General features: G+C 66.9%; 34 protein-coding genes and 1 pseudogene. 32 read left to right on the plus strand and 3 right to left on the minus strand.

Annotated features, from left to right (window positions below):
- Positions 1-27: 27 nt before the first annotated feature.
- Together E0500_RS13075 and E0500_RS13080 are read right to left on the minus strand one after the other, a co-directional pair.
- Positions 28-923: pseudogene (locus E0500_RS13075) on the minus strand (helix-turn-helix domain-containing protein).
- A gap of 212 nt (positions 924-1,135) precedes the next feature.
- Positions 1,136-1,627: an ATP-binding protein gene (locus tag E0500_RS13080; protein ID WP_131564598.1), complete on the minus strand. Its 492-nt coding sequence runs from the start codon at positions 1,625-1,627 to the stop codon at positions 1,136-1,138.
- Positions 1,628-1,766: 139 nt separating this feature from the next.
- Between E0500_RS13080 and E0500_RS13085 the strand changes: the two genes are divergently transcribed.
- A complete protein-coding gene (locus E0500_RS13085; protein WP_131564596.1) occupies positions 1,767-2,615 on the plus strand; it encodes a helix-turn-helix transcriptional regulator in 849 nt (282 codons plus the stop codon).
- Positions 2,612-2,800: a DUF397 domain-containing protein gene (locus E0500_RS13090; protein WP_131564594.1), complete on the plus strand. Its 189-nt coding sequence runs from the start codon at positions 2,612-2,614 to the stop codon at positions 2,798-2,800. Before E0500_RS13085 ends, E0500_RS13090 begins: the two co-directional genes overlap by 4 nt.
- On the opposite strand, the gene E0500_RS13095 is transcribed toward E0500_RS13090, so the two are convergent.
- The gene (locus E0500_RS13095; RefSeq protein ID WP_131564592.1) at positions 2,797-4,779 is read right to left on the minus strand and encodes an ATP-binding protein; all 1,983 of its coding nucleotides are present in this window, start codon (positions 4,777-4,779) and stop codon (positions 2,797-2,799) included. The two genes, E0500_RS13090 and E0500_RS13095, sit on opposite strands and share 4 nt — an antisense overlap.
- 614 nt (positions 4,780-5,393) lie before the next feature.
- On the opposite strand from E0500_RS13095, the gene rpsJ reads away from it, so the two are divergent.
- The 30 genes from rpsJ (at position 5,394) to rplQ (ending at position 22,172) form a co-directional block, all read left to right on the plus strand.
- The gene (gene rpsJ, locus E0500_RS13100; RefSeq protein ID WP_003948644.1) at positions 5,394-5,702 is read left to right on the plus strand and encodes a 30S ribosomal protein S10; all 309 of its coding nucleotides are present in this window, start codon (positions 5,394-5,396) and stop codon (positions 5,700-5,702) included.
- Positions 5,703-5,718: 16 nt separating this feature from the next.
- Complete coding sequence (gene rplC / locus E0500_RS13105) at positions 5,719-6,363, plus strand: 50S ribosomal protein L3 (RefSeq protein ID WP_046732368.1); 645 nt, start codon at positions 5,719-5,721, stop codon at positions 6,361-6,363.
- Positions 6,364-6,371: 8 nt separating this feature from the next.
- Positions 6,372-7,031 carry a 50S ribosomal protein L4 gene (gene rplD / locus E0500_RS13110; protein ID WP_131564590.1) on the plus strand — a complete coding sequence of 220 codons (660 nt, stop codon included), beginning with the start codon at positions 6,372-6,374 and terminating at the stop codon, positions 7,029-7,031.
- Complete coding sequence (gene rplW / locus E0500_RS13115) at positions 7,031-7,450, plus strand: 50S ribosomal protein L23 (RefSeq protein WP_131564587.1); 420 nt, start codon at positions 7,031-7,033, stop codon at positions 7,448-7,450. Before rplD ends, rplW begins: the two co-directional genes overlap by 1 nt.
- Before the next feature lie 40 nt (positions 7,451-7,490).
- Positions 7,491-8,327 carry a 50S ribosomal protein L2 gene (rplB, locus tag E0500_RS13120; protein ID WP_131564585.1) on the plus strand — a complete coding sequence of 279 codons (837 nt, stop codon included), beginning with the start codon at positions 7,491-7,493 and terminating at the stop codon, positions 8,325-8,327.
- Between the two features lie 12 nt (positions 8,328-8,339).
- Positions 8,340-8,621, plus strand: a complete 282-nt coding sequence (gene rpsS, locus E0500_RS13125; protein WP_003992359.1) for a 30S ribosomal protein S19 — start codon at positions 8,340-8,342, stop codon at positions 8,619-8,621.
- Between the two features lie 43 nt (positions 8,622-8,664).
- Complete coding sequence (rplV, locus tag E0500_RS13130) at positions 8,665-9,012, plus strand: 50S ribosomal protein L22 (RefSeq protein ID WP_131564583.1); 348 nt, start codon at positions 8,665-8,667, stop codon at positions 9,010-9,012.
- A complete protein-coding gene (gene rpsC, locus E0500_RS13135; protein WP_131564581.1) occupies positions 9,012-9,851 on the plus strand; it encodes a 30S ribosomal protein S3 in 840 nt (279 codons plus the stop codon). Before rplV ends, rpsC begins: the two co-directional genes overlap by 1 nt.
- A 5-nt stretch (positions 9,852-9,856) precedes the next feature.
- Positions 9,857-10,276 (plus strand): 50S ribosomal protein L16, encoded by a 420-nt coding sequence (gene rplP / locus E0500_RS13140; protein WP_131564579.1) that lies wholly within the window; start codon positions 9,857-9,859, stop codon positions 10,274-10,276.
- A complete protein-coding gene (gene rpmC / locus E0500_RS13145; protein ID WP_030174543.1) occupies positions 10,276-10,500 on the plus strand; it encodes a 50S ribosomal protein L29 in 225 nt (74 codons plus the stop codon). The genes rplP and rpmC overlap by 1 nt, the downstream gene beginning before the upstream one ends.
- Positions 10,500-10,787 (plus strand): 30S ribosomal protein S17, encoded by a 288-nt coding sequence (gene rpsQ / locus E0500_RS13150; RefSeq protein WP_131564577.1) that lies wholly within the window; start codon positions 10,500-10,502, stop codon positions 10,785-10,787. Before rpmC ends, rpsQ begins: the two co-directional genes overlap by 1 nt.
- Positions 10,788-11,055: 268 nt before the next feature.
- A complete protein-coding gene (rplN, locus tag E0500_RS13155) occupies positions 11,056-11,424 on the plus strand; it encodes a 50S ribosomal protein L14 (protein ID WP_003998823.1) in 369 nt (122 codons plus the stop codon).
- Positions 11,425-11,426: 2 nt separating this feature from the next.
- Complete coding sequence (gene rplX / locus E0500_RS13160) at positions 11,427-11,750, plus strand: 50S ribosomal protein L24 (protein WP_131564574.1); 324 nt, start codon at positions 11,427-11,429, stop codon at positions 11,748-11,750.
- Complete coding sequence (gene rplE, locus E0500_RS13165) at positions 11,750-12,307, plus strand: 50S ribosomal protein L5 (protein WP_053661885.1); 558 nt, start codon at positions 11,750-11,752, stop codon at positions 12,305-12,307. The genes rplX and rplE overlap by 1 nt, the downstream gene beginning before the upstream one ends.
- Positions 12,308-12,312: 5 nt before the next feature.
- Positions 12,313-12,498, plus strand: coding sequence for a type Z 30S ribosomal protein S14 (locus E0500_RS13170; protein WP_003948630.1), 186 nt, complete (start codon positions 12,313-12,315; stop codon positions 12,496-12,498).
- A gap of 211 nt (positions 12,499-12,709) precedes the next feature.
- Entirely contained in the window at positions 12,710-13,108 is a 399-nt protein-coding gene (rpsH, locus tag E0500_RS13175; RefSeq protein WP_131564570.1) for a 30S ribosomal protein S8, read from the plus strand.
- A 24-nt stretch (positions 13,109-13,132) separates the two neighbouring features.
- Positions 13,133-13,672, plus strand: coding sequence for a 50S ribosomal protein L6 (gene rplF, locus E0500_RS13180; protein WP_131564568.1), 540 nt, complete (start codon positions 13,133-13,135; stop codon positions 13,670-13,672).
- A gap of 3 nt (positions 13,673-13,675) precedes the next feature.
- Positions 13,676-14,059 carry a 50S ribosomal protein L18 gene (gene rplR / locus E0500_RS13185; protein WP_131564566.1) on the plus strand — a complete coding sequence of 128 codons (384 nt, stop codon included), beginning with the start codon at positions 13,676-13,678 and terminating at the stop codon, positions 14,057-14,059.
- A 35-nt stretch (positions 14,060-14,094) separates the two neighbouring features.
- Positions 14,095-14,700 carry a 30S ribosomal protein S5 gene (rpsE, locus tag E0500_RS13190; protein WP_030860989.1) on the plus strand — a complete coding sequence of 202 codons (606 nt, stop codon included), beginning with the start codon at positions 14,095-14,097 and terminating at the stop codon, positions 14,698-14,700.
- Positions 14,700-14,882: a 50S ribosomal protein L30 gene (gene rpmD / locus E0500_RS13195; RefSeq protein WP_055553514.1), complete on the plus strand. Its 183-nt coding sequence runs from the start codon at positions 14,700-14,702 to the stop codon at positions 14,880-14,882. The genes rpsE and rpmD overlap by 1 nt, the downstream gene beginning before the upstream one ends.
- Before the next feature lie 2 nt (positions 14,883-14,884).
- The gene (gene rplO / locus E0500_RS13200; protein ID WP_131564564.1) at positions 14,885-15,340 is read left to right on the plus strand and encodes a 50S ribosomal protein L15; all 456 of its coding nucleotides are present in this window, start codon (positions 14,885-14,887) and stop codon (positions 15,338-15,340) included.
- A 234-nt stretch (positions 15,341-15,574) separates the two neighbouring features.
- On the plus strand, positions 15,575-16,888 hold the full coding sequence (secY, locus tag E0500_RS13205) for a preprotein translocase subunit SecY (protein WP_131564562.1): 1,314 nt from the start codon (positions 15,575-15,577) through the stop codon (positions 16,886-16,888).
- Positions 16,888-17,550, plus strand: coding sequence for an adenylate kinase (locus E0500_RS13210; RefSeq protein ID WP_131564560.1), 663 nt, complete (start codon positions 16,888-16,890; stop codon positions 17,548-17,550). The genes secY and E0500_RS13210 overlap by 1 nt, the downstream gene beginning before the upstream one ends.
- Before the next feature lie 252 nt (positions 17,551-17,802).
- A complete protein-coding gene (gene map, locus E0500_RS13215) occupies positions 17,803-18,639 on the plus strand; it encodes a type I methionyl aminopeptidase (protein WP_131564558.1) in 837 nt (278 codons plus the stop codon).
- A 194-nt stretch (positions 18,640-18,833) separates the two neighbouring features.
- Positions 18,834-19,055, plus strand: a complete 222-nt coding sequence (gene infA / locus E0500_RS13220; RefSeq protein ID WP_003948620.1) for a translation initiation factor IF-1 — start codon at positions 18,834-18,836, stop codon at positions 19,053-19,055.
- Positions 19,056-19,120: 65 nt separating this feature from the next.
- A complete protein-coding gene (gene rpmJ, locus E0500_RS13225) occupies positions 19,121-19,234 on the plus strand; it encodes a 50S ribosomal protein L36 (RefSeq protein WP_003998809.1) in 114 nt (37 codons plus the stop codon).
- A 231-nt stretch (positions 19,235-19,465) separates the two neighbouring features.
- On the plus strand, positions 19,466-19,846 hold the full coding sequence (rpsM, locus tag E0500_RS13230; protein WP_131564556.1) for a 30S ribosomal protein S13: 381 nt from the start codon (positions 19,466-19,468) through the stop codon (positions 19,844-19,846).
- A 66-nt stretch (positions 19,847-19,912) separates the two neighbouring features.
- Positions 19,913-20,317 (plus strand): 30S ribosomal protein S11, encoded by a 405-nt coding sequence (gene rpsK, locus E0500_RS13235; RefSeq protein WP_003956432.1) that lies wholly within the window; start codon positions 19,913-19,915, stop codon positions 20,315-20,317.
- 145 nt (positions 20,318-20,462) lie between these two features.
- Entirely contained in the window at positions 20,463-21,485 is a 1,023-nt protein-coding gene (locus E0500_RS13240; protein ID WP_003966937.1) for a DNA-directed RNA polymerase subunit alpha, read from the plus strand.
- A gap of 180 nt (positions 21,486-21,665) precedes the next feature.
- A complete protein-coding gene (gene rplQ, locus E0500_RS13245) occupies positions 21,666-22,172 on the plus strand; it encodes a 50S ribosomal protein L17 (protein ID WP_131564554.1) in 507 nt (168 codons plus the stop codon).
- Positions 22,173-22,233: the final 61 nt, after the last annotated feature.

Genomic DNA, 22,233 nt, shown 5'->3' on the forward strand with positions numbered 1-22,233 from the left:
GCCCGATAGCAGCTCAGTTGGTGATGTTTACCCGGAGGGGTGAGTGCGGCCGTGAGTCGGCCTCGCGCGGCAGTCGCGGCAGCAGCCGGGTTCGGGGGCGCGGAAGGCGCGATCGCAGCCGTCGCAGTTGCGGAGGGGTGCAGGACGGCTGGTGGCGGAGCGGGGGCGCCGAACGGGGGTGGGGGTGGCAGCTGTGCGGTGAGGCGATGGGCCAGGAAGGCGGCCGGGCGGCGCAGGCCTTCGGGCGGGAGGTCGGTGGTCAGGGCCTGGCGTACGGCGGCGGGGGTGACGTCGCGTTCGAGCCAGGCGGCGACACCGGGGGCGAGGTGGCTGGTATCGCAGGCCGAGAGGAGCAGGCGGGGGTTGCGGCGGCGGAGTTCGGCGAGGAGGTCCGTGGCCGTCTGGAGCAGGGTGCGGGAGGGGAAGGTCGGCTGCGGTACGGCGGGGAGGGGCTTGCGGGGTGTGCGCTTCGTCGGGGTGGGGGTGGAGCGCTGGTGCTGCCGTACCGGCTCGGGCTCGGCATGACGCCCGGGCTGGTTGCAGGAGATCGTGCGGGTGACGATGCGGCCGCCGGGGATGCGTTGGCGTTCGCGGCGCAGGTAGCCGTGGGCCTCCAGCTCGCGCAGGGCGGCCGCGATACGGGTCGGGCCCTCGGGGAAGCGGGCGGCGAGGGTCTTGATGTCGACGCGGGCGCCAGGGGGCAGCGACTGGATGTGTGCGCCCAGCCCGATCGCGAGGAGCGAGAGCTCCGGGTGCTGGACCAGGTGGTTGCCGATCACCGTGAAGCGGGTGGTGTGGCGGGTGTGGTCGTGTTCCAGGCCGCCGGAGCCGGGATGGCCGCGATGGGGGTGCCGGTGCGGGTGGTTGTTGCCCGCAACACGGGACTGGGCGCGCGAGGGCGCGCTAGGGTTCTGCGTATCCATCGGGAAGTCCTTGTCTTCCTCGGTGGTCAGGCCCTCGCACTGGGATTGCCGTCCCGGCGGGGGCCGTCGCATGTCTGCGGTTGTGTGGTGTGTGGTGCCGCGCTGAGCGTAAGGCAGGCAATGGCTCCCGAATCCAGTCGAGTTGGGCATCTTCACCCGCGCGGGTGATGGTGTGCCGTGGGCGGGAGGGGTGGGGCTTGGTGAGGGTTCTTTCACCCTGATGTTTCTTGGGAAAGACCGCGCACGGTACCGGAGCACACGCGGGCGGGCTTCGGTGCCGGTGGCAGGGCGACTTCCGCCCAGACCGTCTTGCGCGGGTACGGTCCCTCCGCGGTGCCCCAGCGGTCGGCCAAGGTCTCGACGAGGAGCAGCCCTCGGCCGGACTCGGCGTCCGGCCCAGCCGCCCCGAGCTGCGGCAGACGGCCGCCCCGGGTGTCGGTGACCTCGACGCGCAGGGCGTCGCCGACGACGTAGAGCGTGAGCCGGAAGTCGCGGCCGGGAACCCGGCCATGAGTGGCGGCGTTGGCCGCGAGCTCGGCCACCACGAGGTCCGCCGGGTGCAACGGGAGCCCCCACGCCCGGAGTTGCTCGGTGGCGAGCAGTCGGGCCAGGCGGGCACCGCGTGGTGTGGAGGACAGCAGCACGCTGAAGTTGCGGGTGAGGTCGTCGAGTTGGGGCGCGGAGTGGGGGGTTTCCTGAATCACGTCACTCAGCGTGGCGGAATCTGCTTACGTTGAACCGTAATTGGGCGTGTACGTACGGTTACTGTCTCGCCGTTGTCCTGTTCTGTCTTGGCTGTCCCGGTGCCGTACGGGTGCGGCTGCGCGTTGGAGGTGGGTGGCTATGAGTAACGAAGGTGTGGACGAGGCGGGTTGGGACCTCGAACCGGGGGACGAGAGCGCGCCGTTGGTGGAGGCAGTGGGGCGCCTGGTGAAGTTCTGCCGGGAGGCCGCCGGATTGCGGGCGTCCGATCTCGGCGATGCCCTCGGGTACGGCGAGGACATGGTCCGCAAGATCGAGCGCGGGGCGCGGATTCCCCGGCCGGAGTTTCTGGACCGAGCGGATGAGCTCCTGAACGCGGGAGGGCATCTCAAGGCGTTCAAGGAGGACATGGAGAAGGCTCGGTATCCGAAGAAGGTGCGGGAGCTGAAGGCGTTGGAGGACCGGGCGGTTGAGGTGCTGCTTTACAGCAACCACAACATCCATGGCCTGTTGCAGACGCCGGAGTACGCGCGGGCGCTGTTCGAGATGAGGCAGCCCGCGTACTCGTCGGACGTGGTGGAGCGGGAGACCGCCGCTCGCATGGCCCGGAAGTCGGTCTTCGAGCGGGAGCCCGCGCCGACGCTCAGCTTTGTGCAGGAACAGGTGACGCTGGAACGCCCTCTCGGTGGGAAAATGGTGCTGCGTGGGCAGCTCGAACACCTCCTGGAGGTGGCGCGGTTGCGCAACGTCACGCTTCAGGTCATGCCGACCGACCGCGAGGAGCACGCCGGAACGCAGGGCCTGATCGAGGTGCTGAAGTTCGCCGACGGCACGGCGGTCGGGCGTTCCGAAGGCGCGTTCAACGGGCGCCCGGTCTCCAACCTCCGGGAGCTTCGTATCCTTGAGCTGCGGTATGGCATGATCCGCGCCCAGGCTCTCACTCCGAGGGAGTCGCTGGCCTTCATCGAGCACGCGCTGGGGAGACTATGAACGCCTCGGAACTCCACTGGTTCAAGAGCAGCTACAGCAGCAGCGGCGAGGCAGGCGACTGCGTCGAAATAGCCAACACCCCCACCACCATCCACATCCGCGACTCCAAGAACACCGAGGGCCCCCGCCTCGCCTTCGCCCCCGGTGTCTGGGCCGACTTCGTGTCGTACGCCGCTCGCGGCTAAGGCGTCACGCTCGCCTCGTTGCCGCGCCGCGCGGAGGGGATCGTGCCGTCGGCGACGAGCCCCGCCACCGCGTCGCCGTGGTTGCGGACGAGGTAGTCCATGGCGTGTTCGGTGGAGGACTGGTACTCCAGCTGCGCGCTGTGGAAGCGGAGCCGTTCCTGGCAGTCCTCGATGATCTCGCCCCAGGTCTTCACCATGATCCGGAAGCGCGGCGTGGACACCGCGCACCCCGGAACTCGGTCCACCTGGTGGGCCATCTGCTGGAGAGCCTTGTCCATGGCATTGCCGACGAGCCAGAAGTCCCATGTCACGGCAGGGTCCCGGAAGCGGTCGTCGGACATGACGGCTTCCGCGTAGCTGCTGATCTGGCCGAACTCCGCCATACCGAGGACGATGCCGGGGCGCTTCAGCTCGACGACCAGATGGTGCCGCTCACCCTTCCTGTGTCGGGCAGCCCGGGAGAGCATCAGGTCGACCCTGCCGCGTCGCCCGTCCTCGCGGAGAACGGGTTCCGGCGTGGGCGTGTCACGTCCGAGCAGGCGGCAGTGCTGCGTGAGCACCGCGTTGAGGCTGCGGTCGCTGACGTGGAGCGCGTACTCCTCGCCGAACACCCAGCACTGGTCTTCCAGGATGCGGTGCAACTCGTCCCGCTCCGTGACCCGTTGCCTGGTCTTCGGTGCGAAGACGAGGTGCTCCAAAGCGGTGAGGAAGTCGATACGGTCTGCTGCCGCTGTCGACGCCTTGATCAACGCTGAGAGCGTGGTGCGTTTCAGAAGCCGGTTCAGCTCCTCGCGCTCCTGCTTGGAGAGCGTGAACAACTCGTCGGCGATGCGCAGCACGTCTGAGGGCTCGTGCGCCAGAACGGATCGAAGGAGCGCGAAGGTGGTTCGGCGGGTGCCTGGGGACTTGGGAAGGTGCCGGAACACTGTCGTGGCCACCGCGTCGAACGTCTCGCGTTCGGCACGCTCCTTTTCGTCGGCCGGGTCACCCGCGTACGGGTAGATGCCCTCCTGCTGCCACTCGGTGACCTGCTCTCGCCGTCGTTCGTCCACACGGGTGCGGAAATGGGACCGGAGCTGGCTGCGAGCCGCCGCTAGCATCTCGGCCGGCGGCCCGTCCGGCGCCCAGTCCGTGAAAGCAAGCTCCTCGGAATCGACATCATCGAAACCCGCCCAGCTCAGATGCGCGGTGAACTCAAAGCCAGGAGCCTGGATGCCCGGCTTCAGCTGTGCGCGGGACATGCCCTCGCCGTCGCAGAGGAAGAGGGCGCGGGGGACAGGCCTGCGCCATTCGACGATCTTCAAGCGGGCGGCTTCGCCGGTCCAGCCGGGGGGAGAGGGCAGCACATAGTCGCGTACGTGCAGTTGTTCCGCCGCGGGGTCGAGCTCCTGGCCGTCGTACTCGATGCGCACGTCCGGATATCTTTCCAGGTATGTGGCGAAGGCCGCGGTAAGCGACGACCTGGCACGGCACTCACCCAGCACATCCAGCTCCTCGCCGCCGAACGCCTCGAAGAGCGTGCCGGCGGGGTCGGCCGTGGGCTCCGGATCGCCGATGTCGAACTCGTCCATGGAGTGCCGGTCCGCCTCGATCACCAGCTGCTGCCGGCCTCCCGCGGCCTCGGTCACACTGGTCCATCGCACCTGGGTGCCCAGAGCGAAGGCACGCACCCGGCCCCGTCCGTTCTTGCCGTGCAGGACGCGGCCCCGTTCCGGGGTGCCCTTGGCGCGCTTCTTCCACGAGGAGCCGATGGGACGGAAATACTCCTCGCAGTGTTCGGCTGACATACCGCTTCCGTCGTCCTGGACGCGGACCCGGTCCACGCCACCGAGGTCGTTGCGCTCCAGTGTGACCACGACACGCTCGGCGTCGGCGTCGAGGGCGTTCCAGATCAGCTCCTCGACGGCGCCGACGGGGTCCCGTAACCGGGCCAGCTCCGTGATGTGCTCCCTGCTGGTCTCCAGCCGCACCTTCACCATGACGTGGCCTTTCTCGCTGTGCGATCCCCATACAGCTATTGCGATCCGCGTATGGGAGGGCCAGTCTGTGTTTCCCCGCCTTGCCGCACGTACGGAACCGCCGGGCAATCACTCGCCAGGATGATCAATCGGCCGGGTGCGCCGCGCGCCGCGCAGTCCATACACCCGCACAGACGCCCCCAGGTTTGACCCGCGTCACCCTCCGGGTACCCTCTACGCCCCGATTGGCCAGCGCCGCGCCCCGTATGGCAGACTAGCGGGGTTGCTCGGTCGAGTGTTGATGCTGCGCGCCTCCCGCCGGGAGGACCGGAAGCGAGTCCCACAGTACTCGTCGCCCCAACTGCCGTGAGGCAGCGCTGAGGCGGACGTACGGGAATCTTCCGGGAAGTGTGAGCGCGGCACCGGCCAGGCACCCGGTGGGCCTTCGGTGGCGGAAACACGCTGCTCAGTCTCCGGTCCGCGGTTCTGGTAGGGCCGCGCCACCCCGGCAGGGATGCTCGAACAAGGGACATCTGTGTCGGCGGGAGCGCGACACACCCGACCGCGTGGGTCGGAGGAAGTCAAGGGAACACCGGGTTCCGGAGCGTAAAGAGAGACAGGACTACGAAGTAGCCATGGCGGGACAGAAGATCCGCATCCGGCTCAAGGCCTACGACCACGAGGTCATCGACTCCTCGGCGAAGAAGATCGTCGAGACGGTGACCCGTACTGGTGCGTCGGTCGCGGGCCCGGTGCCGCTGCCCACTGAGAAGAACGTGTACTGCGTCATCAAGTCGCCGCACAAGTACAAGGACTCGCGCGAGCACTTCGAGATGCGCACGCACAAGCGCCTGATCGACATTCTTGACCCGACCCCCAAGACCGTTGACTCTCTGATGCGACTCGACCTCCCGGCCGGTGTCGACATCGAGATCAAGCTCTGAGGCTGGTGGGCTGAGAATGGCTAAGCAGATCAAGGGCATCCTGGGCGAGAAGCTCGGCATGACGCAGGTGTGGGACGAGAACAACCGTGTTGTTCCGGTCACCGTCGTCAAGGCCGGCCCCAACGTCGTGACCCAGGTTCGTACCAACGACGTCGACGGCTACGAGTCGGTCCAGATCGCCTTCGGCGAGATCGACCCGCGCAAGGTGAACAAGCCCCTCAAGGGCCACTTCGCGAAGGCCGACGTCACCCCCCGTCGCCACCTTGTCGAGATCCGTACGGCCGACGCCGCCGAGTACACCCTCGGTCAGGAAGTCACCGCCGAGGTCTTCGAGGCCGGCGTGAAGGTCGACGTCACCGGCAAGAGCAAGGGCAAGGGCTTCGCCGGTGTCATGAAGCGTCACAACTTCAAGGGCCTCGGCGCCGGACACGGCACCCAGCGCAAGCACCGCTCTCCCGGTTCCATCGGTGGCTGCGCCACCCCGGGCCGTGTGTTCAAGGGCCTCCGCATGGCGGGTCGCATGGGCAACGAGCGGGTCACCACCCAGAACCTGACCGTCCACGCCGTTGACGCGGAGAAGGGTCTGCTGCTCATCAAGGGCGCGGTTCCCGGTCCGAACGGCGGCCTCGTCCTGGTCCGCACCGCGGCCAAGGGGGCCTGAGGTAACCGATGAGCACTGTTGACATCCTTTCGCCTGCCGGCGAGAAGGCCGGTACCGTCGAGCTCCCCGCGGAGATCTTCGGTGTGGAGAAGGTCAGCATTCCGCTGATCCACCAGGTCGTCGTCGCGCAGAACGCCGCTGCCCGTCAGGGCACGCACAAGACCAAGACCCGTGGCGAGGTCCGTGGTGGCGGCAAGAAGCCGTACCGCCAGAAGGGCACCGGCCGCGCCCGTCAGGGCTCGACCCGCGCGCCGCAGTTCGCCGGTGGTGGCGTCGTCCACGGCCCGCAGCCGCGTGACTACTCGCAGCGGACCCCGAAGAAGATGAAGGCCGCGGCCCTGCGCCACGCCCTCACCGACCGGGCCCGCGCCAACCGCATTCACGTCGTCACCGGCGTGATCGAGGGCGAGACCCCCTCCACGAAGGCCGCCAAGAGCCTGTTCGGCAAGATCTCGGAGCGCAAGAACCTGCTCCTGATCGTCGAGCGCGCCGACGAGGCCGCGTGGCTGTCCGCCCGCAACCTGCCCCAGGTCCACATCCTGGAGCCGGGCCAGCTGAACACGTACGACGTGATCGTCTCGGACGACGTGGTCTTCACCCAGGCCGCTCTCGAGTCCTTCGTCGCCGGCCCGCAGAAGGCCAACGACACCGAAGGGAGCGAGGCCTGATGGCTACCCGTCACCCCTCCATCGCCTCGAAGGCCGCCAAGGCCGCCAAGGCCGCGCGCGTCGCCAAGGCGAAGCGCCACGCCACCGAGGGCAAGAACACCGTCGTCACCGCGCCCAGCAAGGCGTACACGGACCCCCGTGACGTCCTGCTGAAGCCGGTCGTGTCGGAGAAGAGCTACGCGCTCCTCGACGAGAACAAGTACACGTTCATCGTCGACCCGAACGCCAACAAGACCCAGATCAAGCAGGCCGTCCAGGCGGTCTTCCAGGTCAAGGTCACCGGGGTCAACACGATCAACCGCCAGGGCAAGCGCAAGCGGACCCGCACCGGCTTCGGCCAGCGCGCGTCCACCAAGCGCGCGATCGTGACCCTTGCCGAGGGCGACCGTATCGACATCTTCGGCGGTCCGACCTCCTGACGGAGGTCCGGATCGTCCGATATCGGACGAGGACTGAGAAATGGGAATCCGCAAGTACAAGCCGACTACGCCGGGCCGTCGCGGCTCCAGCGTCGCCGACTTCGTCGAGGTCACGCGGTCCACGCCGGAGAAGTCGCTGGTCCGCCCCCTGCACAGCAAGGGCGGCCGTAACAACTCGGGTCGTGTGACCGTCCGCCACCAGGGTGGTGGCCACAAGCGCGCCTACCGCGTGATCGACTTCCGTCGTCACGACAAGGACGGCGTGCCGGCGAAGGTCGCGCACATCGAATACGACCCCAACCGCACCGCGCGCATCGCGCTCCTGCACTACGCGGACGGCGAGAAGCGCTACATCCTGGCCCCCAAGGGCCTCGGACAGGGCGACCGGATCGAGAACGGCCCCGGCGCCGACATCAAGCCCGGCAACAACCTGGCGCTCCGCAACATCCCGGTCGGTACGACGATCCACTCCGTGGAGCTTCGTCCGGGTGGGGGCGCCAAGTTCGCCCGCTCCGCCGGTGCCTCCGTGCAGCTGCTCGCGAAGGAGGGCCAGATGGCCCACCTCCGCATGCCGTCCGGTGAGATCCGCCTGGTCGACGTGCGCTGCCGCGCCACCGTCGGCGAGGTCGGCAACGCCGAGCAGAGCAACATCAACTGGGGCAAGGCCGGCCGTAAGCGCTGGCTGGGCGTCCGCCCGACCGTTCGCGGTGTGGCGATGAACCCGGTTGACCACCCCCACGGTGGTGGTGAGGGCAAGACCTCCGGTGGTCGCCACCCGGTCAGCCCCTGGGGTCAGAAGGAAGGTCGTACTCGTTCGCCCAAGAAGGCGTCGAACAAGTACATCGTCCGCCGCCGCAAGACGAACAAGAAGCGCTAGGAGCGGGTTTAGATGCCGCGCAGTCTCAAGAAGGGGCCCTTCGTCGACGACCACCTGATCAAGAAGGTGGACGCCCAGAACGAAGCCGGCACCAAGAACGTCATCAAGACCTGGTCCCGTCGCTCCATGATCGTGCCGGCCATGCTCGGCCACACGCTCGCGGTGCACAACGGCAAGACCCACATCCCGGTGTTCGTCACCGAGTCGATGGTCGGCCACAAGCTCGGCGAGTTCTCGCCGACGCGCACCTTCCGGGGCCACGTCAAGGACGACCGGAAGTCGAAGCGCCGCTAGTAGCGGATCGCATTCAGACACGTAAGAAACTGAAGGGACAACCATGGACGCCAGGGCCCAGGCGCGGTACATCCGCGTCACGCCCATGAAGGCCCGCCGTGTGGTGGACCTCATCCGTGGCATGGACGCCACGGAGGCCCAGGCTGTTCTGCGATTCGCTCCGCAGGCAGCCTCCGTGCCGGTCGGCAAGGTGCTCGACAGCGCCATCGCCAACGCCGCGCACAACTACGACCACACGGACGCCACCTCGCTGTTCATCAGCGAGGCGTACGTCGACGAAGGCCCGACCCTGAAGCGGTTCCGTCCGCGTGCCCAGGGCCGTGCCTACCGGATCCGCAAGCGGACCAGCCACATCACCGTGGTCGTCAGCAGCAAGGAAGGAACCCGGTAATGGGCCAGAAGGTAAACCCGCATGGGTTCCGGCTCGGTGTCACGACCGACTTCAAGTCGCGTTGGTACGCCGACAAGCTGTACAAGGACTACGTCAAGGAAGACGTCGCCATCCGTCGGATGATGACGTCCGGCATGGAGCGCGCCGGTATCTCCAAGGTGGAGATCGAGCGCACCCGTGACCGCGTCCGCGTGGACATCCACACCGCGCGTCCGGGCATCGTCATCGGCCGCCGTGGCGCCGAGGCCGACCGCATCCGCGGCGACCTCGAGAAGCTCACGGGCAAGCAGGTCCAGCTGAACATCCTCGAGGTCAAGAACCCCGAGACCGACGCTCAGCTGGTTGCCCAGGCCGTCGCCGAGCAGCTCTCCTCCCGCGTCTCCTTCCGTCGGGCCATGCGCAAGAGCATGCAGTCCGCCATGAAGGCCGGCGCCAAGGGCATCAAGATCCAGTGCGGTGGCCGCCTCGGCGGCGCCGAGATGTCCCGCTCGGAGTTCTACCGCGAGGGCCGCGTGCCCCTGCACACGCTCCGCGCGAACGTGGACTACGGCTTCTTCGAGGCCAAGACGACCTTCGGCCGCATCGGTGTGAAGGTCTGGATCTACAAGGGCGACGTCAAGAACATCGCCGAGGTCCGCGCCGAGAACGCTGCCGCCCGTGCGGGTAACCGCCCGGCGCGTGGCGGTGCCGACCGCCCGGCCCGCGGTGGCCGCGGTGGCGAGCGGCGCGGTCGCAAGCCGCAGCAGGCTGCCGGCGCCGAGGCCCCCAAGGCCGAGGCTCCCGCTGCCGCCGCTCCGGCTGAGGCAGCGCCCTCTTCTTCTGGCGGAACGGAGGCCTGACCGACATGCTGATCCCCCGTAGGGTCAAGCACCGCAAGCAGCACCACCCCAAGCGCAGCGGCGCTGCCAAGGGTGGCACGCAGGTTGCGTTCGGCGAGTACGGTATCCAGGCGCTGACCCCGGCGTACGTGACGAACCGTCAGATCGAGGCCGCTCGTATCGCCATGACCCGCCACATCAAGCGTGGCGGCAAGGTCTGGATCAACATCTACCCGGACCGTCCCCTCACCAAGAAGCCCGCCGAGACCCGCATGGGTTCCGGTAAGGGTTCTCCGGAGTGGTGGATCGCCAACGTCAAGCCCGGACGCGTGATGTTCGAGCTGTCGTACCCCAACGAGAAGATCGCGCGCGAGGCCCTGACCCGTGCGGCTCACAAGCTGCCGATGAAGTGCAAGATCGTCAAGCGCGAGGCAGGTGAAGCGTGATGTCGGCCGGTACCAAGGCGTCCGAGCTGCGCGAGCTGGGCAACGAGGAGCTTCTCGGGAAGCTTCGCGAGGCCAAGGAAGAGCTGTTCAACCTCCGCTTCCAGGCGGCGACGGGTCAGCTCGAGAACCATGGCCGTCTGAAGGCGGTCCGCAAGGACATCGCGCGGATCTACACCCTGATGCGCGAGCGTGAGCTGGGCATCGAAACGGTGGAGAGCGCCTGATGAGCGAGAGCAATGTGACTGCAGAGAAGACTGAGGCGCGCGGATTCCGCAAGACCCGTGAGGGTCTGGTCGTCAGCGACAAGATGGACAAGACCGTCGTCGTCGCCGTTGAGGACCGGGTGAAGCACGCCCTGTACGGCAAGGTCATCCGCCGTACGAACAAGCTCAAGGCCCACGACGAGCAGAACGCCGCGGGTGTCGGCGACCGCGTCCTCCTCATGGAGACCCGGCCGCTGTCCGCGACGAAGCGCTGGCGCGTCGTCGAGATCCTCGAGAAGGCGAAGTAACAAGCGGGGGCTGAAGCCCCTGCTGCCCCCGCCGTGAGCCAGGGGTCCGGGCGCAGGTCCGGCGCGGAGCTTCGCGAGGCGACTCGCGGAACCCCGGCCGCCCTGTGACCGGCCCCGCCGGGGCACTGCCCCGGCTCCCGGCGCGGGTTTCCGCCTGTAGAGGCCCAAGTAATTCCTGCGGGAACAACTCGCAGGACAGTTCCGCCAGGCTCGCAGGTCTGACCCGAAAAGGTCGCTGCGGGAACCGGCAGACGATCAGGAGATAGACGTGATCCAGCAGGAGTCGCGACTGCGTGTCGCCGACAACACGGGAGCGAAGGAAATCCTTTGCATCCGTGTGCTCGGTGGCTCCGGTCGCCGCTACGCGGGCATCGGTGACGTCATCGTCGCCACCGTCAAGGACGCGATCCCCGGTGGCAACGTGAAGAAGGGTGACGTCGTCAAGGCGGTCATCGTTCGCACCGTCAAGGAGCGCCGCCGTCCGGACGGCTCGTACATCCGCTTCGACGAGAACGCCGCCGTCATTCTGAAGAACGACGGCGACCCTCGCGGCACCCGCATCTTCGGCCCGGTCGGGCGTGAGCTGCGCGAGAAGAAGTTCATGAAGATCATCTCGCTGGCTCCGGAGGTGCTGTAAGCATGAAGATCAAGAAGGGCGACCTGGTCCAGGTCATCACCGGCAAGGACAAGGGCAAGCAGGGCAAGGTCATCGCGGCCTACCCCCGCGAGGACCGTGTTCTGGTCGAGGGTGTCAACCGGGTCAAGAAGCACACCAAGGCCGGCCCGACCGCCAAGGGTTCGCAGGCCGGTGGCATCGTCACGACCGAGGCGTCGATCCACGTCTCCAACGTCCAGCTGGTCGTTGAGAAGGACGGCAACAAGGTCGTCACGCGTGTCGGTTACCGCTTCGACGACGAGGGCAACAAGATCCGCGTTGCCAAGCGGACGGGTGAGGACATCTGATGGCTACCACCACCACTCCGCGTCTGAAGACGAAGTACCGCGAGGAGATCGCGGGCAAGCTGCGTGACGAGTTCAAGTACGAGAACGTCATGCAGGTTCCCGGTCTCGTGAAGATCGTGGTCAACATGGGTGTCGGCGACGCCGCCCGTGACTCGAAGCTGATCGAGGGCGCCATCCGCGACCTCACCACGATCACCGGTCAGAAGCCGGCCGTCACCAAGGCCCGCAAGTCCATCGCGCAGTTCAAGCTGCGTGAGGGCCAGCCGATCGGTGCCCACGTCACGCTCCGTGGCGACCGCATGTGGGAGTTCCTGGACCGCACCCTGTCGCTCGCGCTCCCGCGCATCCGCGACTTCCGCGGTCTGTCCCCCAAGCAGTTCGACGGCCGTGGCAACTACACCTTCGGTCTCACGGAGCAGGTCATGTTCCACGAGATCGACCAGGACAAGATCGACCGCGTCCGGGGTATGGACATCACCGTGGTCACCACGGCGACCAACGACGCTGAGGGCCGCGCGCTCCTTCGTCACCTCGGCTTCCCCTTCAAGGAGGCGTGAGCGAGATGGCGAAGAAGGCTCTGATCGCGAAGGCTGCTCGCAAGCCCAAGTTCGGCGTGCGTGGCTACACGCGCTGCCAGCGCTGCGGCCGTCCCCACTCCGTGTACCGCAAGTTCGGCCTGTGCCGCGTGTGCCTTCGTGAGATGGCTCACCGTGGCGAGCTGCCGGGCGTGACCAAGAGCTCCTGGTAATCCCTGTAATCAGGGATTCCGGAAGCTCTCGGTAAGTAACGGGCACTGTCAGGGGCCCACCTCTCCATGGCATAGGCTTGGAGGGTTGGGCGCCTGACGCCCATACGACTTACTACGCCGTAGGTCCACCGTGCCGCACCCGCCCCGTCTCGGATCGGGGAGAGGGATGGCACACCAGGAAACCCCGGCGAGAGAGGCCGAAGGCCAATTCATGACCATGACTGATCCGATCGCAGACATGCTTACGCGTCTGCGAAACGCGAACTCGGCGTACCACGACTCCGTGACGATGCCGGCGTCGAAGATCAAGTCTCACATCGCGGAGATCCTCCAGCAGGAGGGCTTCATCACGGGCTGGAAGGTCGAGGACGCCGAGGTCGGCAAGAGCCTCGTCCTGGAGCTGAAGTTCGGCCCCAACCGTGAGCGCTCCATCGCGGGCATCAAGCGCATCTCCAAGCCCGGTCTCCGGGTGTACGCGAAGTCCACCAACCTGCCGAAGGTGCTCGGCGGCCTCGGCGTGGCGATCATCTCCACGTCCCACGGGCTCCTCACTGACAAGCAGGCCGGCAAGAAGGGCGTGGGTGGGGAAGTCCTCGCCTACGTCTGGTAGCAGAAGGGAACGGAGGAAACAGCTATGTCGCGCATCGGCAAGCTCCCCATCGCGGTTCCCGCCGGCGTGGACGTCACCATCGACGGCCGTACGGTCGCGGTCAAGGGCCCCAAGGGCACGCTGACCCACACCGTTGCGGCGCCGATCGACATCGCCAAGGGCGAGGACGGCACCCTGCAGGTGACCCGCCCCAACGACGAGCGTCAGAACAAGGCCCTGCACGGCCTGTCCCGCACGCTGGTGGCGAACATGATCACCGGCGTGACCCAGGGTTACGTGAAGAAGCTCGAGATCAGCGGTGTCGGTTACCGCGTGACCGCGAAGGGTTCGAACCTGGAGTTCGCCCTCGGTTACAGCCACCCGATCACCGTCGAGGCCCCCGAGGGCATCACCTTCAAGGTGGAGGCCCCCACCCGGTTCTCGGTCGAGGGCATCGACAAGCAGAAGGTCGGCGAGGTCGCGGCCAACATCCGCAAGCTGCGCAAGCCCGACCCGTACAAGGCCAAGGGCGTCAAGTACGAGGGCGAAGTCATCCGCCGCAAGGTCGGAAAGGCGGGTAAGTAAGCCATGGCATACGGGCAGAAGATCCTCAAGGGCGACGCCTACAAGCGCGCCGCGATCAAGCGCCGTCACATCCGGATCCGCAAGCGGATCAACGGTACGGCGGAGCGCCCCCGTCTGGTCGTGACCCGTTCCAACCGCCACATCGTGGCGCAGGTGATCGACGACCTGAAGGGCCACACCCTGGCGTCGGCGTCCACCCTGGACTCGTCGGTCCGCGGTGGCGAGGGCGACAAGTCCGCGCAGGCCAAGCAGGTCGGCGCCCTGGTCGCCGAGCGTGCCAAGGCCGCCGGTGTCGAGGCCGTCGTGTTCGACCGTGGTGGCAACCAGTACGCCGGGCGCATCGCCGCCCTGGCGGACGCCGCCCGCGAAGCCGGGCTCAAGTTCTGAGCCGCTGTAGCTAGCGGAAAGAGAGAGGTAATCCAATGGCTGGACCCCAGCGCCGCGGTGGCGGTGCCGGTGGCGGCGAGCGGCGGGACCGGAAGGGCCGTGACGGCGGCGCAGCTGCCGCCGAGAAGACCGCGTACGTTGAGCGCGTAGTCGCGATCAACCGCGTCGCCAAGGTTGTGAAGGGTGGTCGTCGCTTCAGCTTCACCGCGCTGGTCGTGGTGGGCGACGGTGACGGCACCGTGGGTGTCGGTTACGGCAAGGCCAAGGAGGTGCCGGCCGCCATCGCCAAGGGCGTTGAGGAGGCCAAGAAGCACTTCTTCAAGGTCCCCCGGATCCAGGGCACCATCCCGCACCCGATCCAGGGTGAGAAGGCTGCCGGCGTCGTGCTGCTCAAGCCCGCGTCCCCCGGTACCGGTGTTATCGCCGGTGGTCCGGTGCGTGCCGTGCTGGAGTGCGCCGGTATCCACGACGTTCTGTCGAAGTCGCTCGGCTCCGACAACGCGATCAACATCGTGCACGCGACCGTGGCGGCCCTGAAGGGTCTGCAGCGTCCCGAGGAGATCGCGGCCCGCCGTGGTCTGCCGCTCGAGGACGTCGCCCCCGCGGCCCTGCTGCGTGCGCGTGCCGGGGCGGGTGTGTGATGGCTCGCCTCAAGGTCACGCAGACGAAGTCGTACATCGGCAGCAAGCAGAACCACCGTGACACCCTGCGCTCCCTTGGCCTCAAGGGCATCAACACGCAGGTCGTCAAGGAGGACCGCCCCGAGTTCCGCGGCATGGTGCACACCGTCCGCCACCTCGTGACGGTCGAGGAGGTCGACTGATCATGGCGGAGCAGAACCCGCTCAAGATCCACAACCTCCGTCCCGCCCCGGGCGCCAAGACCGCCAAGACCCGTGTCGGTCGTGGTGAGGCGTCGAAGGGTAAGACGGCCGGTCGTGGTACCAAGGGTACGAAGGCCCGTTACCAGGTTCCGGAGCGCTTCGAGGGTGGCCAGATGCCGCTCCACATGCGCCTCCCGAAGCTGAAGGGCTTCAAGAACCCGTTCAAGACGGAGTACCAGGTCGTGAACCTGGACAAGCTCTCCGCCCTCTACCCCGAGGGTGGGGAGGTCACCGTTGCCGACCTGGTCGCCAAGGGTGCCGTCCGCAAGAACAGCCTCGTCAAGGTCCTCGGCCAGGGCGAGATCTCCGTGGCGCTGCAGGTGACGGTCGACGCCGTCTCCGGCTCCGCCAAGGAGAAGATCACCGCCGCCGGCGGTACCGTCACCGAGCTCGTCTGACATCACGGCAGGCGTCTTGATGACCTGAACGATCCCACCGGGGATGCCCCACAAAAGGGGTATCCCCGGTTGGTCGTTCCGAGGGGGCAGTCTCGCCGGTAAGGTGGCCTGCACTGCCATCTTTCACAGAGTGCGCCACGTGGGGCACCCTGAGCGGCAGTTGGCCGTTACATATTCGTCGAACCTCAAGACCGTCACCCTTGACGCAGTAGCGCGGGGGTCGCAGGAGGCACCGTGCTCACCGCGTTCGCCCGGGCGTTCAGGACGCCCGACCTGCGCAAGAAGCTGCTCTTCACGCTCGGCATCATCGTGATCTACCGGATCGGTACGCACGTCCCGATCCCGGGCGTCGACTACACAGCCGTCCAGTTCTGTATCGACCAGGCGAACCAGAACCAAGGCCTGTTCGGTCTGGTCAACATGTTCAGTGGTGGCGCGCTGCTCCAGATCACGGTCTTCGCGCTCGGCATCATGCCGTACATCACGGCGAGCATCATTCTGCAGCTGCTGACCGTCGTGATCCCGCGCCTCGAAGCCCTCAAGAAGGAGGGCCAGGCCGGCACGGCGAAGATCACACAGTACACGCGCTACCTCACGGTCGCCCTGGCGATTCTCCAGGGCACGGGTCTGGTGGCCACCGCCCGCAGCGGCTCGTTGTTCTCGAACTGCACCATGGCGAGCTCCATCGTCCCGGACCGCTCGATCTTCTCCACGATCACGATGGTGATCGTGATGACCGCCGGTACGGCCGTCGTCATGTGGCTCGGTGAGCTCATCACCGACCGCGGCATCGGCAACGGCATGTCGATCCTGATGTTCATCTCGATCGCCGCCACCTTCCCGTCCGCGCTGTGGGCGATCAAGAAGCAGGGCAACCTGGCGGACGGCTGGATCGAGTTCGGCACCGTCATCGCGGTCGGCCTGGTCATGGTCGCGCTCGTGGTCTTCGTCGAGCAGGCCCAGCGCCGTATCCCGGTGCAGTACGCGAAACGCATGATCGGCCGCCGTTCCTACGGCGGCACCTCGACGTACATCCCGCTGAAGGTGAACCAGGCGGGTGTGATCCCCGTCATCTTCGCCTCGTCGCTGCTCTACATTCCCGCACTGATCGTCCAGTTCTCGAATTCCCAGGCGGGCTGGGCGACGTGGATCCAGCAGAATCTGGCGGACACGGCGGCGCCCGCGCACATCACCCTCTACTTCTTCCTCATCGTTTTCTTCGCCTTCTTCTACGTGGCCATCTCGTTCAACCCCGAGGAAGTCGCGGACAACATGAAGAAGTATGGTGGCTTCATCCCGGGCATCCGGGCTGGTCGGCCAACCGCTGAGTATCTCTCGTACGTGCTCAACCGGATCACTTGGCCGGGCTCGCTGTATCTGGGGCTTATCGCTCTCGTCCCAACGATGGCGTTGGCTGGTTTCGGGGCAAACCAGAACTTCCCGTTCGGCGGAACCAGCATCCTGATCATCGTGGGTGTGGGTCTGGAGACGGTGAAGCAGATCGAGAGCCAGCTTCAGCAGCGCAATTACGAAGGGTTCCTCCGCTGATGCGAATCGTCCTCGTCGGGCCGCCCGGTGCCGGCAAGGGAACGCAGGCCGCGTTCCTTGCCAAGAACCTGTCGATCCCGCACATCTCCACGGGCGACCTCTTCCGTGCGAACATCAGCCAGCAGACGGAGCTCGGCAAACTCGCGAAGTCCTTCATGGACAAGGGCGAGCTGGTGCCGGACGAGGTCACCATCGCGATGGCCAAGGACCGCATGGAGCAGCCGGACGCCGCGAGCGGCTTCCTGCTCGACGGCTTCCCGCGGAACGTCTCGCAGGCCGAGGCGCTGGACGAGATGCTCACCGCCGAGCGCATGAAGCTGGACGCGGTGCTGGACCTGGAGGTCCCCGAGGACGAGGTCGTCAAGCGGATCGCCGGCCGCCGCATCTGCCGGAACGACTCGTCGCACGTCTTCCACGTGTCGTACAAGGCGCCGAAGGCGGAGGGCGTCTGCGATGTGTGCGGCGGCGAGCTGTACCAGCGCGACGACGACTCCGAGGAGACCGTGCGCAAGCGGCTGGAGGTCTACCACACGCAGACCGAGCCGATCATCGACTACTACAAGGCCCAGGGCCTGGTGGTGACGATCTCCGCGCTCGGCAAGGTGGAAGAGGTCACCGAGCGCGCGATGGAAGCCTTGAAGCGCGAGGACGACGACAAGTAGTCGAGCTGGTTTCTTCGGCCGCGGTGTCCCTCCGGGGGTGCCGCGGCCGAAGTGTGCGGGGGTGGGTGGTGCCCTCTCTGTGGTGCCGTCTCCGGGGGCGGCGCCCCCGGACCCTCGCTGTCGGCCTGAACGCCCTCGTCCTCAAGCGCCGGACGGGCTGGTGCTGCCTGACTGGGCTGAAAGCGGTACCGCCGGCCACCCGTATTGTTGAAGGGTCCGTCTTTTCTCCGGTCCAGAAAGGCCGTAGCCCCCATGGTGCAGATCAAGACCCCCGAGCAGGTCGCCAAGATGCGCGAGGCTGGGCTGGTCGTCGCCGCCATCCATGCGGCCACCCGTGAGGCGGCCGTGCCGGGTGCCACCACCAAGGACCTCGACGACGTGGCCCGCAAGGTGATCGCCGAGCACGGGGCCAAGCCGAACTTCCTGGGCTACGGCGGCTTCCCTGCGACCATCTGCACCTCCGTGAACGAGGTCGTCGTCCACGGCATCCCGAGCGACGAGGTCGTCCTCAAGGACGGCGACATCATCTCGATCGACGCGGGCGCGATCATCGACGGCTGGCACGGGGACGCGGCGTTCACCGCCTTCGTGGGCTCCGGTCACGCTCCGGAGCTCATCGAGCTCTCCCGGGTGACCGAGGAGTCGATGTGGGCCGGCATCGCGGCGATGAAGCAGGGGCACCGGCTCGTGGACGTCTCCAGGGCGATCGAGACGTACATCCGGCGCCAGCCGAAGCCGGGCGGCGGCAAGTACGGGATCGTCGAGGACTACGGCGGGCACGGCATCGGCACCGAGATGCACATGGACCCGCACCTGCTGAACTACGTCGACCGGCGGCGGGGCAAGGGGCCGAAGCTGGTGCCCGGGTTCTGCCTGGCGATCGAGCCCATGGTGTCGCTGGGGACGCCGAGGACCAAGGTGCTGGAAGACGACTGGACCGTCATCACGACGGACGGTACGTGGTCGTCGCACTGGGAACACTCGGTGGCGCTGACGGAGGCGGGCCCGCTGGTGCTCACGTCGCCCGACGGGGGGAAGGCGAAGCTGGCGGAGTACGGGGTCACCGCAGCGCCCGATCCGCTGGCGTAACGGAGCGACGGCCCGCGGCCGCACTCCCCGCACTCTCCCGGCACCCCGGCATAACGATCTCGCTTCGTGGGCAGCCTTCTCGATTCGTGTTTCCGGGAGGGCTGAAGTAGACTGACTCGTCGGCTCTCGTGTTCCCGTATGCCCGCATGCGGTCGCCCGGGGCCGACCTAGGTAGTCGATTCGAAGGGCGAAGCGTGGCCAAGAAGCAAGGTGCCATCGAGATCGAGGGCACTGTCGTCGAGTCTCTGCCGAACGCCATGTTCAAGGTCGAGCTCCAGAACGGCCACCAGGTCCTGGCACACATCAGCGGCAAGATGCGCATGCACTACATCCGCATCCTCCCTGACGACCGGGTCGTGGTGGAGCTGTCTCCGTACGACCTGACGCGTGGCCGGATCGTCTACCGGTACAAGTAGATCTTGCCCAGGTCCCGTGTTTCCCGCGGGTCCGCCGGCAACTGACCCGGAGAACCTCACATCCCATGAAGGTCAAGCCGAGCGTCAAGAAGATCTGCGACAAGTGCAGGGTGATCCGCCGTCACGGTCGGGTCATGGTCATCTGCGAGAACCCGCGCCACAAGCAGCGCCAGGGCTGACGCACGATCGATCGCTCCCTCTGCACAGATATCGCAGGGATTCGCGCGACGCGAGCTGAATTTGTTCATACGCAGGGCCCAGGCGCCAGACGGTGCCTGACACCCCCGGTTCGGAGGCCGGGGACCCAGTTCGTACCTAATCTTCGGCTGCATCCTTTGAACAGCGTGAAGAGGCCGGCGGCTGGGAAGCGGCTCTGTGGAAGACCTCCGAGTATCAACTGGAGCCATTGAATGGCACGCGTTTCCGGTGTTGACATCCCGCGCGACAAGCGCGTGGAGGTCGCCCTCACCTACGTGTTCGGCATCGGCCGGACCCTGTCGCAGCAGACGCTGGCCGAGACCGGCGTCAACCCGAACACCCGTGTTCGCGATCTGACCGAGGAAGAGCTCGTCAAGATCCGCGAGTACGTGGACAACCACATCAAGACCGAGGGTGACCTCCGTCGCGAGATCCAGGCCGACATCCGCCGCAAGGTCGAGATCGGCTGCTACCAGGGTCTGCGCCACCGCCGTGGTCTGCCCGTCCGCGGTCAGCGCACCAGCACCAACGCCCGCACTCGCAAGGGCCCGCGTCGCGCCATCGCCGGCAAGAAGAAGCCGGGCAAGAAGTAGTCCGCAGCGGACTCGCCGTCCAGCGGTCTTCGCTGTAGGACCGACCACCTCCCGTAGGAGTTATAGATGCCCCCCAAGGGTCGTCAGGGCGCTGCCAAGAAGGTGCGCCGCAAGGAAAAGAAGAACGTCGCTCACGGCCACGCGCACATCAAGAGCACGTTCAACAACACCATCGTTTCGATCACGGACCCGTCCGGCAACGTGATCTCCTGGGCCTCCGCCGGCCACGTCGGCTTCAAGGGCTCGCGCAAGTCGACCCCCTTCGCCGCGCAGATGGCTGCCGAGTCGGCCGCCCGTCGCGCGCAGGAGCACGGCATGCGCAAGGTCGACGTCTTCGTGAAGGGCCCGGGTTCGGGTCGTGAGACGGCCATCCGTTCGCTGCAGGCGACCGGTCTCGAGGTCGGCTCCATCCAGGACGTCACCCCCACCCCGCACAACGGCTGCCGTCCGCCGAAGCGTCGTCGCGTCTGACGCCTCGCGCTTTCGCGGTTTCCGGGCGGTACGACCCTTTGGGGTCGTATCGCCCGTACCCTTGCAGTACCCGCCCTCTATGGCAGGGGCGGTTCCGTCGGGCGTCATATAGCGGGCGCCCACGACTGAAGGATCTGATCCACACATGCTGATCGCTCAGCGTCCCTCGTTGACCGAAGAGGTCGTCGACGAGTTCCGCTCCCGGTTCGTGATCGAGCCGCTGGAGCCGGGCTTCGGCTACACCCTCGGCAACTCCCTGCGTCGTACGCTCCTGTCGTCGATCCCCGGTGCGGCTGTCACCAGCATCCGGATCGACGGTGTCCTGCACGAGTTCACCACCGTGCCGGGCGTCAAGGAGGACGTCACCGACCTGATCCTCAACATCAAGCAGCTGGTCGTCTCCTCGGAGCACGACGAGCCCGTCGTGATGTACCTGCGCAAGCAGGGCCCGGGTCTGGTCACCGCCGCCGACATCGCGCCCCCGGCCGGTGTCGAGGTGCACAACCCCGACCTCGTCCTCGCCACGCTCAACGGCAAGGGCAAGCTGGAGATGGAGCTGACCGTGGAGCGCGGTCGCGGCTACGTCTCCGCCGTGCAGAACAAGCAGGTCGGCCAGGAGATCGGCCGTATCCCGGTCGACTCGATCTACTCGCCGGTGCTGAAGGTCACGTACAAGGTCGAGGCCACGCGTGTCGAGCAGCGCACCGACTTCGACAAGCTGATCGTCGACGTCGAGACCAAGCAGGCCATGCGTCCGCGTGACGCCATGGCTTCCGCCGGTAAGACCCTGGTCGAGCTGTTCGGTCTCGCCCGCGAGCTGAACATCGACGCCGAGGGCATCGACATGGGTCCGTCGCCGACGGACGCCGCTCTCGCCGCGGATCTGGCGCTGCCGATCGAGGAGCTGGAGCTCACCGTTCGGTCGTACAACTGCCTCAAGCGTGAGGGCATCCACTCCGTGGGTGAGCTCGTCGCCCGCTCCGAGGCCGACCTGCTCGACATTCGTAACTTCGGTGCGAAGTCGATCGACGAGGTCAAGGCGAAGCTGGCCGGTATGGGCCTGGCCCTGAAGGACAGCCCGCCCGGATTCGACCCCACCGCTGCGGCGGACGCGTTCGGCGCGGACGACGACGCGGATGCCGGGTTCGTCGAGACCGAGCAGTACTAAGAGCTCGGGACCGACGGATTCGATTTTGGGTGCGGGTGGACTGTGGCTTGTCGCGCAGTTCCCCGCGCCCCTTCCGAGCAGCCCCTTCGGGGCTTGCTCGGATCTCCGACGGGCAACCGCCCGCTCGGATACTGACCCCGGTACCTGACACGGCCGGGGCAGACACACAGGAGAAGAACCATGCCGAAGCCCACCAAGGGTGCCCGTCTGGGCGGCAGTGCCGCGCACGAGAAGCTGCTCCTCGCGAACCTGGCGAAGGCGCTGTTCGAGCACGGCCGTATCACCACCACCGAGGCGAAGGCCCGCCGTCTGCGGCCGTACGCCGAGCGTCTGGTGACCAAGGCGAAGAAGGGCGACCTTCACAACCGCCGTCAGGTGCTCCAGGTGATCACGGACAAGAGCATCGTGCACACGCTCTTCACCGAGATCGGCCCGCGGTACGAGAACCGTCCGGGTGGTTACACCCGTATCACCAAGATCGGTAACCGCCGTGGCGACAACGCGCCCATGGCCGTCATCGAGCTGGTCGAGGCGCTGACGGTTGCGCAGGAGGCGACGGGCGAGGCCGAGGCCGCCACCAAGCGTGCGGTCAAGGAGGCCGAGGAGACCAAGGCCGAGGACGCCAAGGTCGACGTGGCCAAGGCCGACGAGGCTGAGGCTCCCGCTGAGGAGTCCAAGGACGCCTGAGGTTGACCTCGCTTCGGAGCGGGTCCGTCCGTTGGGGCGGGCCCGCTTTCGCGTTCGCCGG

Origin of the sequence: Streptomyces sp. KM273126 (assembly GCF_004337435.2) — a bacterium.
In the GTDB taxonomy this organism is placed as follows: domain Bacteria; phylum Actinomycetota; class Actinomycetes; order Streptomycetales; family Streptomycetaceae; genus Streptomyces; species Streptomyces acidicola.